Source organism: Marinobacter sp. ELB17, assembly GCF_000169375.1.
GTDB lineage: Bacteria > Pseudomonadota > Gammaproteobacteria > Pseudomonadales > Oleiphilaceae > Marinobacter.
The window spans coordinates 28,825-42,376 of record NZ_AAXY01000003.1 but is presented as its reverse complement, the minus strand read 5'-3'; the positions used below and the strand labels follow the sequence as shown (position 1 = coordinate 42,376).

The 13,552-nt window shown below is 54.2% G+C and carries 12 protein-coding genes and 1 pseudogene; 8 read left to right on the top strand and 5 right to left on the bottom strand.

Annotation, left to right across the window (positions count from 1 at the left end):
* Nucleotides 1–193: 193 nt before the first annotated feature.
* The 8 genes and pseudogenes from MELB17_RS04845 to MELB17_RS04810 all read left to right on the top strand — a co-directional run bounded on the left by MELB17_RS04845 (nucleotide 194) and on the right by MELB17_RS04810 (nucleotide 9,234).
* Nucleotides 194–1,207 carry a DUF2235 domain-containing protein gene (locus MELB17_RS04845; RefSeq protein ID WP_007349022.1) on the top strand — a complete coding sequence of 338 codons (1,014 nt, stop codon included), beginning with the start codon at nucleotides 194–196 and terminating at the stop codon, nucleotides 1,205–1,207.
* Nucleotides 1,208–1,253: 46 nt separating this feature from the next.
* Nucleotides 1,254–1,729: pseudogene (locus MELB17_RS04840) on the top strand (methyl-accepting chemotaxis protein); the annotation flags it as partial.
* 24 nt (nucleotides 1,730–1,753) lie between these two features.
* Nucleotides 1,754–2,818, top strand: coding sequence for a TRAP transporter substrate-binding protein (locus MELB17_RS04835; protein ID WP_007349019.1), 1,065 nt, complete (start codon nucleotides 1,754–1,756; stop codon nucleotides 2,816–2,818).
* A 138-nt stretch (nucleotides 2,819–2,956) separates the two neighbouring features.
* Nucleotides 2,957–4,093 carry a spermidine/putrescine ABC transporter ATP-binding protein PotA gene (potA, locus tag MELB17_RS04830; protein ID WP_036183701.1) on the top strand — a complete coding sequence of 379 codons (1,137 nt, stop codon included), beginning with the start codon at nucleotides 2,957–2,959 and terminating at the stop codon, nucleotides 4,091–4,093.
* Nucleotides 4,077–4,937, top strand: a complete 861-nt coding sequence (potB, locus tag MELB17_RS04825) for a spermidine/putrescine ABC transporter permease PotB (RefSeq protein ID WP_007349017.1) — start codon at nucleotides 4,077–4,079, stop codon at nucleotides 4,935–4,937. Before potA ends, potB begins: the two co-directional genes overlap by 17 nt.
* On the top strand, nucleotides 4,937–5,704 hold the full coding sequence (gene potC, locus MELB17_RS04820; RefSeq protein WP_007349016.1) for a spermidine/putrescine ABC transporter permease PotC: 768 nt from the start codon (nucleotides 4,937–4,939) through the stop codon (nucleotides 5,702–5,704). Before potB ends, potC begins: the two co-directional genes overlap by 1 nt.
* A complete protein-coding gene (locus tag MELB17_RS04815) occupies nucleotides 5,701–6,741 on the top strand; it encodes an extracellular solute-binding protein (RefSeq protein WP_007349015.1) in 1,041 nt (346 codons plus the stop codon). The genes potC and MELB17_RS04815 overlap by 4 nt, the downstream gene beginning before the upstream one ends.
* A gap of 108 nt (nucleotides 6,742–6,849) precedes the next feature.
* Nucleotides 6,850–9,234 (top strand): GGDEF domain-containing protein, encoded by a 2,385-nt coding sequence (locus tag MELB17_RS04810; RefSeq protein ID WP_227498801.1) that lies wholly within the window; start codon nucleotides 6,850–6,852, stop codon nucleotides 9,232–9,234.
* 11 nt (nucleotides 9,235–9,245) lie between these two features.
* On the opposite strand, the gene MELB17_RS04805 is transcribed toward MELB17_RS04810, so the two are convergent.
* From MELB17_RS04805 to MELB17_RS04785, 5 genes are all read right to left on the bottom strand, one after another.
* Nucleotides 9,246–9,689 (bottom strand): universal stress protein, encoded by a 444-nt coding sequence (locus tag MELB17_RS04805; protein WP_007349013.1) that lies wholly within the window; start codon nucleotides 9,687–9,689, stop codon nucleotides 9,246–9,248.
* A gap of 15 nt (nucleotides 9,690–9,704) precedes the next feature.
* Nucleotides 9,705–10,991, bottom strand: a complete 1,287-nt coding sequence (locus MELB17_RS04800) for a TRAP transporter large permease (RefSeq protein ID WP_007349012.1) — start codon at nucleotides 10,989–10,991, stop codon at nucleotides 9,705–9,707.
* A 50-nt stretch (nucleotides 10,992–11,041) separates the two neighbouring features.
* A complete protein-coding gene (locus MELB17_RS04795) occupies nucleotides 11,042–11,632 on the bottom strand; it encodes a TRAP transporter small permease (RefSeq protein WP_007349011.1) in 591 nt (196 codons plus the stop codon).
* Between the two features lie 126 nt (nucleotides 11,633–11,758).
* Complete coding sequence (gene dctP, locus MELB17_RS04790; RefSeq protein ID WP_007349010.1) at nucleotides 11,759–12,784, bottom strand: TRAP transporter substrate-binding protein DctP; 1,026 nt, start codon at nucleotides 12,782–12,784, stop codon at nucleotides 11,759–11,761.
* A gap of 138 nt (nucleotides 12,785–12,922) precedes the next feature.
* Entirely contained in the window at nucleotides 12,923–13,462 is a 540-nt protein-coding gene (locus MELB17_RS04785; RefSeq protein WP_007349009.1) for a YqiA/YcfP family alpha/beta fold hydrolase, read from the bottom strand.
* Nucleotides 13,463–13,552: the final 90 nt, after the last annotated feature.

Genomic DNA, 13,552 nt, shown 5'->3' with positions numbered 1-13,552 from the left:
ATTTGGGGTAATCACATAGTTGTTGCAGCCAGCGTGTTTGGCCTGGTGCTGGCTGCGAAATACTTTGCCGCTGTCCAAAACACTCAGTATCGGGCAGCGCCCTTGCGGGTCGAGATCCGCGCTACGGCGAAAACCCAGAGCCCGACTATACTAAATAACAGGTATACGCCGTGTGGCTAACGAGGACAGTACTATGGCAAAACGGATTGTTATTTGCGCAGACGGCACCTGGAACAGGCCAGAAGAAGACCTGCAACAGGATTTTCCAACCAACGTTTTGCGGTTGGCCAGAGCGATAACGCCTATCGCAGCGGACGGACTGCCACAGCAGGTGTTTTATGACTGGGGCATAGGTTCGTATCATAACGCACTGATTGGTGGAGTAACGGGCCAGGGCCTGCACAAGAACATTCTTGATGGCTATCGCTATTTGGTTCAGAACTACGCACCGGGTGACGAAATCTATTTGTTCGGTTTCAGTCGCGGGGCTTACACCGTGCGGGCGCTGTGTGGGTTGATCAACAACTGCGGCATTCTCAAACGGGTAGACGCAGCGCGCATTCAGCAGGGATTTGAACACTACAAAAAGTCGGGAAAAGACTACGCACCTGAAGGCGCGGAGTCTCTGGCTTTTCGCGCAGCGCACAGCCATCCGTCCCGGCAGGTTCGTTTTGTTGGCGTGTGGGATACGGTTGGTGCCCTGGGTGTGCCTTTTTCCCTGATGGGTCTGTTTGACAGCAAAGACGAATTCTACGACACCAAACTGGGTAGTAACGTGAGTTTTGCCCGCCACGCGCTGGCCATTGACGAGCGCCGTGAAGACTTTGAACCGACGCTCTGGTTGCCACGGCCTAAGCTGGACTTGCAACAGGTGTGGTTTGCCGGCTCCCACAGTGATATTGGCGGTGGTTACGGGCCAGATGACAAGGGCTTGTGTGCCGCTGACTCTCCGCTTGAATGGATGTTAAAAGAAGCAGAGGCCACGGGCCTGGGGGTGGAAAACCACCTGGTTGAAACGCTCAAACCGAGCGCCAGCGCCAAGCTGCATAATTCGCGACGTCATGTGTTCCGTTTTGCCCGGCCATTAATTCGACCTTTGCAGGTGCCAAACATCAAAACCCGACTTCACGAGTCGGTTGGCGAACGCTGGCGTCGCGATCCGGATTATCGCCCGCCCAACCTGAAAACGGTTGGCTTTGCAGGCTGAGCACTTTATCAGTACGACTGAAATTAACGTACGATTATAAAGTAAGGATACCTTTGTGATCAACATCCAGGAAACCATTCGCCAAGTATCGGCCACCACCGATCAGGTGGCTTCAGCTGCGGAAGAACTGAGCAGCGTGGCCAACGAAACCCGCGCATCGGTTCAGCGGCAGGGTTCGGAAACCGATCAGATTGCATCGTGACCGAATCCCGTGCCGCCGCCGAGTGTATGAACCAGTCGCGGGAGCGTTCGGCTGAAACCATCGAGCGTATCAGCCATGCTGCTCAGGCTTTAGCCACCATTGAAATCTCTGTTGGGCAGATACACGATCAGGTCACCCAGATTGCCACCGTTTCCGAGCAACAAAGCCAGGTGGCCGAAGAGATAAATCAAAACGTGGTGCGTCTTGTCGATGCGGCCCAGCAAAGCGATACTGGGGTTGGTCAGACCCACGAGGCCAGCCACGAGCTGGCGCGTTTGAGTGAGTCTTTGCAACATTTGATCGGAAACTTCAAAGTTTAAACACAACAATAAGGTGACATAACAATGCGTAAACTGATCGTGGCCACTTTGGCCCTGGCCGCAACCCTGGCCACATCCTCAGCATTGGCTGAGGAAACTTATAACCTGCGACTGGCGGAGACCTGGGGCCCCAGCTCGCCCATATTGGGGGACACCACCAAACACATGGCAGAAATGGCAGAAACCATGTCTGGCGGACGGCTGAAAATCCGCATCGATTCGTCCAATAAGCACAAAGCGCCTTTTGGCATTTTTGACCTGGTGCGCAACGGCCAATACGACATGGGCCATACGGCCTCTTATTACTATAAGGGCAGCATTCCTAACGCCATGTACTTCACCACCGTGCCGTTTGGCATGATAGCGCCAGAGCAGTACGCCTGGTTCTATCACGGTGGCGGCATGGAGCTGGCACAGAAGGTTTACCAGCCTTTTGGCCTGCTGTCGTTTCCCGGTGGCAACACCGGCAACCAGATGGGCGGCTGGTTTCGTGATGAAATCACCTCATTGGATGACCTGAAGGGCATTAAAATGCGCACCCCGGGGTTCGCGGGTGAAGTGATGTCAGAGCTGGGTGTTGCGGTAACCAACATTCCGCCGGGCGAACTCTATAGCGCTCTTGAAAGGGGCACCATCGACGCCGTTGAGTGGGTAGGCCCGGCTCTGGATTTACAGATGGGCTTCCACCAGATTGCCAAATACTATTATTCCGGCTGGCAGGAACCCGGCGCTGAAGTCCAATTTCTGATTAACGAGAAAACCTGGAACAAGCTGCCAGAAGACCTGCAGGAAATTCTGCGTGTGGCCATGCGCACTGCGGCCTATGACATGTACATCCAGAGCACCCATGAAAGCGGTGTGGCCTGGAGCCGTATGCAGCAGGATTACCCGGACGTTACCCACAAAATCTTCCCGCCGGAAGTCATCAGCGCTCTGCGCGATGTCACCGAAAGACTGTTGAAAGAGGCCAGCGCCGCAGATCCGTTGGCAAAGGAAATCATTACTTCCCAGCAGGAGTACCTGAAGCAGGTGCGCCAGTGGACTAACATTTCTGACAAGGCGTATCTGAACTCGGTTGTTAACGAATAAACAGGCGGAACGCCAGGATTTGGCAGAGTCAAAGACTGGTTAAAAAGAATGCAACTGCGGGCGTTGTGGATTATCCTCACGCCCCTTTTGCTTTTTGCGTTCACCCACGGTGACACCGTTTCGATTTGGGCTGGTTTGATGGAAAAAACGTTACTTTCGCTGAGCACAATCAGCAAACAGTTCGACGGTAAAACCGTACTGGATTCGCTCACGCTGGATATTTTTGACGGTGAGTTCATCACGCTACTAGGCCCCTCCGGTTGCGGCAAAACCACACTGTTGAGAATGATGGCGGGTTTTGAACTTCCCGATAACGGCACCGTTACCCTCGCCGGAGTCGACATTACCGACCAGCCTCCCGAGCAACGCCCCCTCAATACCGTATTCCAGAGTTACGCCCTTTTTCCCCACATGTCAGTGTATGACAACGTGGCCTATGGCTTGAAAATGGAAAAGCGCCCAACGGCGGAAATCCGCGAACGGGTAGCAGAAGTTCTGGCGATGGTGCAGCTGGAAGATTTCGTTAAGCGTAAGCCGCATCAGTTGTCTGGCGGCCAGCAGCAACGGGTAGCGATCGCCCGCGCGGTGGTGAAGCGTCCAAAAATGCTGTTGCTGGACGAACCCTTGTCAGCACTGGATTACAAGCTGCGCCGCACCATGCAGGTAGAGCTCAAGCGCCTGCAGCGTGAACTGGGCATTACCTTTGTGTTCGTGACCCACGATCAGGAGGAAGCGCTGTCTATGTCAGACCGCATTGCGGTGCTGAAAGACGGCTATATCCAACAGCTGGGCACACCGCGGGAAGTTTACGAGCGCCCGGCCAACTTATTCACCGCGCGTTTTGTGGGGCAGACCAACTTTTTTCCGGGACAGGTCACCAGCATTGGCGATCGCGAGATCAGCGTGGATGTGTTCGGCCTGAAGCGGGTACTGAACAAGCCCTCTTTCCGTGTCACCCTGAACCAGTCACTGCACGTACTGCTGCGCCCGGAAGACATCCGCGTGCTGGCGCCAGACGACAGCGAAGGCGTGGCCGGCGAGATTGTCGAACGTAATTACAAAGGCAGCACTCTGGATTCGGTGATCGAGCTGGAAGACGGCAGCCAGGTGATGGCCAGCGAGTTTTTTGATGAAGACGACCCAACTTTCGATTACAACATTGGCGAGAAAGTGCGGGTTAGCTGGGTAGACGGCTGGGAATGGCTGTTGGCCGAAGAACAAGACCAACCGCTGACCGACGAAGAGGAGCAGGCCGCCGATGATGCTGAGCATTAGGCTACAGCCTTTTAAAACCGCTGTTCTGGTGCTGGTGTGGGGTTGGCTTCTGTTTCTGGTGCTGGCGCCCAACCTGCTGGTGGTGGGTGCCAGTGTGATGACCCGCGACCCATCCACGTTTATCGCCTTGCCACTGAACCTGGATGCTTACCGCCAGTTGTTCAATCCGCTGTATCTGGACGTGTTTTTAAACTCCTTGTGGATGGCGACATTGACCACGGCGATATGCCTGTTGATTGGCTATCCGTTTGCCTGGGCGCTGTCCAAAGTGCAGAAACGCCAGCAGATGCTGCTGATATTTTTATTGATCATACCCTTCTGGACCAATTCGCTGGTGCGGGTTTACGCTCTGAAACTGATTCTGGCCACCAACGGCCTGCTGAACAGTGCACTGCTGTGGCTGGGTTGGATTTCTGAGCCCTTACAAATGCTGTACACCCAGGGCGCGGTGATTATCGGGCTGGTGTATCTGCTGCTGCCGTTTATGATTCTGCCCTTGTACGCGGTGTTTGATGATTTACGTCAGGACGTGCTATTAGCCTCCCACGATCTGGGCGCAGGGCGCCTTGCCACCTTCAAAAATGTGATTATTCCGCTCACCCTGCCGGGTGTTCTGGCCGGCGTTATGCTGGTGTTGCTGCCGGCCATGGGGCTGTTTTTTGTGCCTGACATACTCGGTGGCTCGCGCAACCTTCTGGTGGGCAACGTGATTAAAAATCAGTTTCTGGATGCCCGCAACTGGCCCTTTGGTGCGGCCGCCAGCATCGTGTTGACCCTGACCATGGCGCTGTTGATGTTCGCCCACCGCCTGAGCAAACAACGCCTGGGCGAGGAGAGTTCCTGATGCGCTGGCTACCGCGGACTTACCTGGCACTGGTCTACCTTCTTCTGTACATCCCCATCGCCGTGTTGGTGGTGTTCTCGTTTAACAATTCACGCACAGGCTATAGCTGGGGCGGGCTTAGCCTGCGCTGGTATGAATCGCTGTTTAACAACTACGCCATGATGAAAGCCTTGGGCAACTCGCTGTTCCTGGCGCTCACGGCTGCTACCGTGTCTACCCTGATTGGCGCGTTGACCGCACTGGCGCTTCATCGCTATCGTTTTCGCGGCAAAAAAGCGCTGAAAGGCATGTTGTTTGTGGTGATGATGTCCCCGGAGATCGTATTGGCTATATCCTTGCTGGGTCTGTTTTTGCTGGCGGGTATCCAGCTGGGCTATGTGTCGTTACTGCTGGCCCACGTCACCTTCTGTTTACCGTTTGTAGTGATTACCGTAATGGCGCGGCTCAGCGGATTTGACGAGCGTTTGCCGGAAGCTGCACGGGATTTGGGCGCCAGCGACTTCACTATGACTCGCACCGTGCTGATTCCGGTGATTATGCCGGCGCTGCTGGCGGGTTGGCTGCTGGGCTTTACACTGTCCATGGATGACGTGGTCGTCAGCACTTTTGTTAGCGGACCCAGTTACGAAATATTGCCCCTGCGCATCTACTCCATGGTGCGTGTGGGCCTGAAACCTGAAGTGAATGCTTTAGGCACTTTGTTACTGGTGTTTTCACTGGTGATGCTGTTGTTGTCGCAATGGATATTGATGAGGAACAAACAATGAAAAAATTGGCACTGGCGGGAATATTGACGGCTGGCCTTGTGGGCTGCAGCTCGGAAGAGCCCAAGGTACTGAACCTGTACAACTGGTCTGAATATATGCCTCAGGAAGTGATGACCCGCTTCGAGGAAGAAACCGGTATACAGGTGGTATACACCACCTATGACAGCAACGAGGCCATGTACGCCCGTTTGAAATTGCTGGACGACAGCGCCGCCTACGATCTGGCCGTGCCGTCTACCTACTTCGTGAGCAAAATGCGCAACGAAGGCCTGCTGATGCCGATTGATCGCAGCAAGATTGAGGGCTTTGACCAGCTTGACCCGGAGCTGATCAATCTGGACATCGATAAGGGCAATGAATACAGCGTGCCTTACATGTGGGGCACCACCGGGCTGGGCGTAGACATCGCCGCCATCGACGGTGAGCCGGTCACCGCCTGGGCGGATTTGTGGGAGGAGCGCTTTAACGGCCGGGTCATTCTGACCAACGACATGCGCGAAGTGTTCCACATGGCACTGCGGGTGTTGGGTTACTCCGGTAATAGCACCGATCCGCAGCAGATTGAAGAGGCTTATAAAAAGCTCACCGAACTGATGCCTTCGATAAGAACCTTCAATTCTGATGCCCCGCGCATGCCGTTTCTGGAAGGCGAAGTGGACATTGGCATGATCTGGAACGGTGAAGCGGTGATGGGCAAAGACGTCCTGGAATCGCTGGAATACGTGTATCCGGAAGAAGGCATTATCGTGTGGCTCGACAGCTTCGTTATTCCGAAGAATGCGAAGAACCCAGATGCCGCCCACAAGTTCATCAGCTTTGTGCTGCGCCCGGAAATTGCTGCCCTGATCAGCACCGATATCGGCTATGCGACACCGGTGCTGCCTGCCCGTGAGCTGCTAGACGATGCGGTTGCCAACAATCGCGCCAGCTACCCCACGGCGGCAGACATGGTGAACGCTGAATTCCAGACCGACATTGGCGATGAAGCAATGCAGGTTTACGCCAAGTATTGGGAAAAACTGAAGTCAGGTCGTTAATCTGGCCTGCTATAGGCGGCCTGCCTGGTGGCAATAGCGGCCGGGCAGGCCGATGAGTGCAAAAGCGAACTCGCAGCCGTTTATGTGTCGTAAATGTAGGTGTCAGACATGGCAATGATCTACAATCATGTGATCGCCACAGCTGGAAGGCCGCTTTCTTCGATGTTCTTGGCACCTCTCCGCCTGACCCTGACACTCCCGTGCCTCATTGTTGCTGCCCTGTTTTGGTTGGCGATAGGTTCTTCAGTTGCCTCTGCTGCCAGTCAACCGGTCACCGAAGGCTGGGAATATCGCTGGGGCGACTCCCCGATAGGCGCCAACGGTGTCCCTACATGGACAGAAACGTCCGCCCTGGATCAGTGGTCCGCCATCAATTTCCCCTCAAACCCGCCCAACCGGAATGGTCGTAATAACGTGTGGTACCGAGTAACACTGCCGGCCGGCCACTGGCACGATCCGATGCTCTATATATTCAGTGTTGATCTGATTGTGCAGGTCTGGCAAGGCGACCGGCAGATTTACCAGTTTGGTGAGTTCGATGCCGAGGGCCGTGGTGAGTTTGCTGGCTGGCCCTGGCATGCTATTGCACTGCCACCGGATTACCACGACAAGCCCCTGTATTTCAGAATTTATTCCAACTACATCGATATTGGCTTGTGGGGCAAAGTGGCTGTTATGGAACAGCAGGCCCTGGTGCCCTATATTCTGAAAAATTCGGTAAAATCACTGATCGTGGCTGGAATGTGCGCGCTGCTGGCACTGCTGGCTGCGGTTTTTGCGTTCGTGCGCAAAGACGATCAGGGCTTTAGTGGCATTGCTTTATTTGCCTCCAGCTCATCACTCCTGCTGCTCGCCGGCACTGATGCGAACCAGCTGCTGTGGCACCAACCGTTAGTGTGGGAGTATCTGGAAGCCGGCTCTTATTACATGGTGCCGGTTGCTTTGGGGGTGATGCTGACGCAGTGGCGTGGAACAAGGCCGGCGCGGTTGCTCAGACGGCTGTGGCAGCTGCATCTGCTGTACCTGGTGCTGGCGCTGGGGGCATCGCTTTTGGGGCTGGTCACTCTGGCATCTACCTATCCAGTGTTTGACGGTCTGTTTCTGGTGTCTTTGATCATCATGTCGGCCATGGCGTTGTTCGACATTCGCCAGATGTCTGGTGAGCAGAGACTGTTGCTGGCGGTATTTGGTGTTTACTGTCTTTTGTTGATGGCCGATATGGCGGTGGCTCACGGATTCCTGCCTTGGGTAAGAGTGCCCTTTAGCTGGGGTGTTCTGTTATTTCTGCTGGCGGTTATCAGCATTTCAGTGGCGCATTACCGTCATATGCAGATCCAGCTTCAGCAAATGAACGCGGGTCTTGAACAGGAGGTGGCTGAACGCACGGCAAAAGCCGAGGCACTGACCCTCCGTGAGCGCCGGCGAGTAAAGCTGTTGACGTTTGAAAATGAGAAAAACCACCTGTCCGATGTCGTTGTCGCGGGCCTGCAGCGCTGCGTTTCGTTAACCCAGGCCATGGAATTGCTGGTGCTCGAACTTCCTGCCTTGACCAGTCCACTACGGGGTGTTCTGTACCAGCCGGATGCGCTATGCACCTACCTGCCTGAGGACTGCTGGCGCCAGGTTGTGAGCTGGGGTTACAACTCTAACTCTTCCAGCACTTTCACCAACCCCAGACCGCTGCCAGAGACGTTTGATGGCTTAATAAGCCTGCCGCCGCCCACTCGTCTGTTTGCGGATATCCACGACTTGCCGTCAGACGATACCGATTTGCCCGCCGCTCTGCACAACCTGTGTTTATGGATTAACGTGCAAAAGGCTGAGAGCGGGAGTCACACTATTGGTTTGTTGCAGCTGGAAATGCCGGAATACTTTTCTGCCAACACAACTGAATATGGCATCGCCCGTCTGTATTTTTCAATGGATCAGATTATCCAGAAAATCGGGCTTACGCTGTCCGGTGTATTATTACAGGATGATTTACAAAGATTTTCTTACGAAGACGCGCTCACTGGGCTGCACAATCGCCGCTTTTTCGATCGGTTGATAAAACACGAGCTGGCGGTGTGTCTGCGCAGTCAACGCCCGCTGACGTTACTGATTGCGGATGTGGACCACTTCAAACGCTTCAATGACGATTACGGCCATGAAGTTGGCGATCTGGTGCTGCAACGCATTGCCAGTGAGTTGGCGCCAGCGTTTCGCGAAAGCGATGTGGTTTGCCGCTACGGCGGCGAGGAATTTGTGATCATTATGGCCGGTGCCAGCAGTGCCCAGGCGAAGGCAAAAGCGAAGGGGCTGTGTGAGCGGGTACAGAGCCTCAGGCTTGAGCATGAGGGTGTGGCTTTGCGGCCTTTGACGATGTCAGTGGGGGTGGCCAATTGGCCGGACAGTACCCTCAATCCAGAAAAGCTGATGGGGTTGGCGGATAAGGCGCTTTATCGAGCGAAAAGAAACGGCCGCAACCGCGTGGAGGTGTCTTCCAGCGGTTGAGGCCGGGCCAGTCAGACCACCAGCACCGGGCACTTGGCGTGGCTGGTTACCCGGTGCGACACGCTGCCTAATAGTATGCCGTCTTTGTCGCTATGGGTGCCGCGGGTGCCCACCACAATCAAGTCAGCTTCTTTGTCTTGGGCGAACTGTACGATCACTTTGGACGGCCGCCCGCTTTTGACAAAACCGCGCACATGAGTGGCTTTCTGCACCTTGGCATGTTCTTTGGCGTGATTCACAACCTCCTTGGCGTACTCCGAAAGTACCTTGTCGGGGATGTCCATGCTGTCTGGACGGTTTATAGACAAAGACGCCTCAAACAGGCTGTGGTGCTTGTACACGCACAGCAGAAAGATCTCGACGTCAGGAATCAGCCTTTGTAAGCCGATGGCTTTGTCCAGCGCGTTCATTGAGTTTTTGGAGCCATCTACGGCGACTAATATGCGTTTGAACATTCCGCAGTCTCCTGATTAGGCCGGAAAGGCCAGGTCGCGCAAGAACAATGCAATCTGCGGGAACGCGATAATCAATCCGGCAGCGGCGATCAGCATCGCAATGAACGGCGGTGTGCCGCGAATCACATCCATATAGGGCCGTTTGAAAATGGCGATAGCGGTAAATATGTCGCAGCCAAATGGTGGTGTGGCAGAGCCAATGGCCACCTGCAGGGTGATTAGTACACCCACTAACACAGGGTCTAGCCCTGTGGCCTGAATGGCCGGCGCAAATATCGGCGTCAGCACCAGAATTACCACAATCGGGTCCACAAACATGCACGCTATAAAGAATGCGACACAAATGGTAACCAGAACGCCAACCGGGCCTGCCTCATGGATACCCACCGATTCCAGAATGGCTTGTGGGATCTGTGCAAACGACAGAATCCATGAAAAACCATTACCCACGGCCACCAGAATAAACACCACGGCGGTGATCAGGCCGGTGGATTTAGCGATGCGATAAATGTCCGCGAGCTTGAGCGAACGGAAAATCAGAAATTCCAGCAAGAAGGCATACAACACGCATACCGCGGCTGCTTCGGTGGGGCTGAAGATACCGCCGTAGATACCACCAACAATAATAACCGGGAAAAACAGTGGCCACAGAGCATCGCGCACGGCGCGCCCGCGTTCGCCCCAGGTAGCCTTAGGTTCGGTGGGCACGTTGTTCTTATAGGCGTAGAACAGGCAATAGAGTGAAAACATGAACAGAATCATTAGGCCCGGGCCAATGCCGGCGATAAACAGTTCAGCTATAGAGGTTTGCGAGACAACCCCGTAAATAATCATGCCAATGCTGGGGGGAATCAAAAACGCAATATCACTGGCGTTAATAATCAGCGCCAGGGTAAAAGAATCGGAATAACCCGCCTTCAACATTTTCGGCCGCAGCGGTGAACCCACAGCCACCACGGTGGCCTGGGTAGAGCCCGAAACCGCCCCAAACAGGGTGCAGGAGGTGGCTGCGCTAATAGCCAGCCCGCCTTTGATGTGGCCAATAAACGCCATCACCATATTAATAAGGCGATCAGCCGACTGGCCGCGGGTCATAATGTCTGCGGCCAGAATGAACATCGGCACCGCAATCAGCGACGCGGGGCGAATGCCGCCCATCATCTGCTGAATAAAGGTGCCCATCTGGCCGAAGCCGTCGAACATCATTACAAAGCCGACAACAGCAGCGGTTGTCAGCGGGATCATCATCGGGAAGCCCATTAGCAGGAGCCCGATCATAATGACCATCAGTATTGTTGCCATGATTCTTGCCTTTTGTGGTCTGCTCAGGGTCAGGTCTGATTCAGGCTGCTTTAAACTTCGGTCTCGGTCTCTGCATAGCCGTCCACCACGCCGGTGGATAAGTACACGCCTTTACTGGTTAAATTCTTGACGGCGGTTAGCAAATATTGAATGCCGGTAACGGCAAAACCGATGGGTGCCCAAACATAGATCATCCAAATCTCTATGCCCAACGCGGGTAGAATCCGACCGCGATCGTACAAAGTAACGATGTAGCCGTAGGAGTGGTAGCACAAGAAGAACATCATCGCGGCGGTGAACAAAGCGATAATGATCATTAACACCTTTCGGCCCCTAGCGGGAATGGCGTCGTAAATCGCTGACATGCGAATGTGGCGCCCGTGGCGGGCGGCGTAGCCAATGCCGGCGAAGGTGACCAGAATGATGAGGATGCGGTTGATCTCGCCCGAGAAAAACATGCCTTCGCCGAATACAAAGCGGGCAATCACGTTCACGCAGGTGTTCAGTGCCATCAGAATGATGCCAGCGGCAAGCATTACCGCCTCGGTTTTGGCAATCCACTCATCGATGGTTCCCAGGAAACCGGGTAGTCCCGAGTCATAATGGCCAGTGTCGTCTAAATCCGGGGAGTTCTCGGTCATGGGCTATGCTCCGGAGTGGCAAAGTCCCGGCCGGTAGGGGGAATGCCCCGGCTGGGCGGGGTTAGTCTTCGAGCCCCGCAGGCAAGTACCCGCGGGGCCAGGGGCTGCAAAAAGAATAACAATCCGTTATTTTTTGACGTCTTCCAGATCTTGCTTGAACTGGTTCAGCAGTTGTTGACCGCTGTCGCCAGCCATTTCAACAAACTTCGCCTCAACCTGTGGGGCGCGCTTGCGGAACTCGGCAATCTGTTCTTCGTTCAGGCGTGTAACGGTGACTTCATCACTGCTTTCCTGAATTTTTGCCAACGCCTCATCGGCCAGGCCGTCGATATGGTCAAGAATTTCTTCAAAGGCGAAATCAGATGCTTTGCGCACCAATTCTTGGTCTGCATCCGACAGGCCTTCGTAGAAATTCTGGTTGGCCATCATTGCGGTGGTGAACCAGCCATGACCGGTGAAGATCAGGTGAGGTGACACCTCGTAAAGACCGCCAGACTGGATCCAAAAAATCGGGTTTTCCTGGCCCTGAATCATGTTGGTCTGCAGGGCACCGTAAACTTCACCCCAAGGCAGGGGCGTAGGCGTGGCACCAAAGGCGGAATAGGTTTCCGACAGCAGCGGATTAGTCATCACGCGAATTTTTTTGTTTTGCAGCTCTTCCGGTGTCGTAATGGGCTCATCAAGAGTGACTACCATTTCACCTTCCGGATACATTTTCAGCAACTCTAGGCCTTTCTCTGCGTATAGCTTAGGGAAGTCTTCGTTAATGGCCTTACTTTCACGGAAAAAAGTCACTACCGAATCCATGTCTGTGGGCATCAGATAGGGGATGAAGAAAATTTGCGCTTCCGGAATCAGGGCACCGGTAAAGCCGGGAGACTGGTTTACAAAATTCAGAATGCCGGCCTGGGTCTGTTCCATGATGTCATCAGACTCGCCCAGTTCACCGAAGCGGTAGACCTGCACCGTGTGTTTGGAATTGTCTTCGATGTACTCTTTAAACTTGTACGCGAAAACGTCTTGAACATCGCCTTCGTATTCCTCGTGGGCATAGCGCCAGTTGGCAGCGTTCACCGAGTTGGCTGCGGTCAGGGCCGCAAACGTCAGCGCGGAAAGGCCTGCCAGTTTCTTGAATTTACTCATGCTGCTCATCGCGTAATCTCCGCTTCTTTTTCTGAATTGGTTTTTCTTGTGCCTTTAGACTGGCAAAACAACGAGTGAAGCGCAAGTTTACAGATAAAAACTTGAGCTTCGCTTGCTATCTTTTTCCTGGTTAATAGCATGCTGGAATTAAGGCGTATTCCGGTCTTTCAGACATGTTTTCAAAAAACGTTCAAACTCTTGGGTTATTCGCTGTACGCTGTTTTCGAGCCGGTGGCCATCGTTCAGTACCAGAACGCTGATGCCTTGCTGTTGTGCCAATTCCAGCACAGGCATTACCGGAACAACGTCATCTTCCCAACCATGAATAATCTGGCTGAAAGTGGCACAAATCTGCGGTCTGGATTGTGGATAGTTTAGTAGTGCCAGCGCGGGGGCTAATAAAAAGCAGCCCAGTACCGGGGTCATCGCGCTCGTTTGAGCGCACACCCAGCCGCCCATGCTGGACCCTGCTAAAACGGTGCGCTGAGGGTCAGCCCCAACCCGCTCCATAGCTGCCTGCATCTGCTTCAGGCGGGTTGTTGGGTCTTTACTGCTGCGATGGTCTACCGCCTCGGCCACCACGCCCCGGTATTTTTCCGAGACCGCTTTCATAGCTTGAATCTTAGTACTGCCGGGGCCACTTTCCAGTCCGTGGGACAGAAATACGTGAAAAATTGGTAATGTCATTGTTTGGCTCCTGAACGTTTATGGATTCCCCGGCGGCAATGAACGGCGGCGCAGCAAACCGTTGCGGCCACCATGGCGTAACTTTGTCTA

Excerpts from the sequence above, each read along its gene's own strand:
- MELB17_RS04845 (WP_007349022.1), top strand. The coding sequence starts at position 194 with ATGGCAAAACGGATTGTTATTTGCGCAGACGGCACCTGGAACAGGCCA.
- MELB17_RS04835 (WP_007349019.1), top strand. The coding sequence starts at position 1,754 with ATGCGTAAACTGATCGTGGCCACTTTGGCCCTGGCCGCAACCCTGGCC.
- potA (WP_036183701.1), top strand. The coding sequence starts at position 2,957 with ATGGAAAAAACGTTACTTTCGCTGAGCACAATCAGCAAACAGTTCGAC.
- potB (WP_007349017.1), top strand. The coding sequence starts at position 4,077 with ATGATGCTGAGCATTAGGCTACAGCCTTTTAAAACCGCTGTTCTGGTG.
- potC (WP_007349016.1), top strand. The coding sequence starts at position 4,937 with ATGCGCTGGCTACCGCGGACTTACCTGGCACTGGTCTACCTTCTTCTG.
- MELB17_RS04815 (WP_007349015.1), top strand. The coding sequence starts at position 5,701 with ATGAAAAAATTGGCACTGGCGGGAATATTGACGGCTGGCCTTGTGGGC.
- MELB17_RS04810 (WP_227498801.1), top strand. The coding sequence starts at position 6,850 with ATGGCAATGATCTACAATCATGTGATCGCCACAGCTGGAAGGCCGCTT.
- MELB17_RS04805 (WP_007349013.1), bottom strand. The coding sequence starts at position 9,689 with ATGTTCAAACGCATATTAGTCGCCGTAGATGGCTCCAAAAACTCAATG.
- MELB17_RS04800 (WP_007349012.1), bottom strand. The coding sequence starts at position 10,991 with ATGGCAACAATACTGATGGTCATTATGATCGGGCTCCTGCTAATGGGC.
- MELB17_RS04795 (WP_007349011.1), bottom strand. The coding sequence starts at position 11,632 with ATGACCGAGAACTCCCCGGATTTAGACGACACTGGCCATTATGACTCG.
- dctP (WP_007349010.1), bottom strand. The coding sequence starts at position 12,784 with ATGAGCAGCATGAGTAAATTCAAGAAACTGGCAGGCCTTTCCGCGCTG.
- MELB17_RS04785 (WP_007349009.1), bottom strand. The coding sequence starts at position 13,462 with ATGACATTACCAATTTTTCACGTATTTCTGTCCCACGGACTGGAAAGT.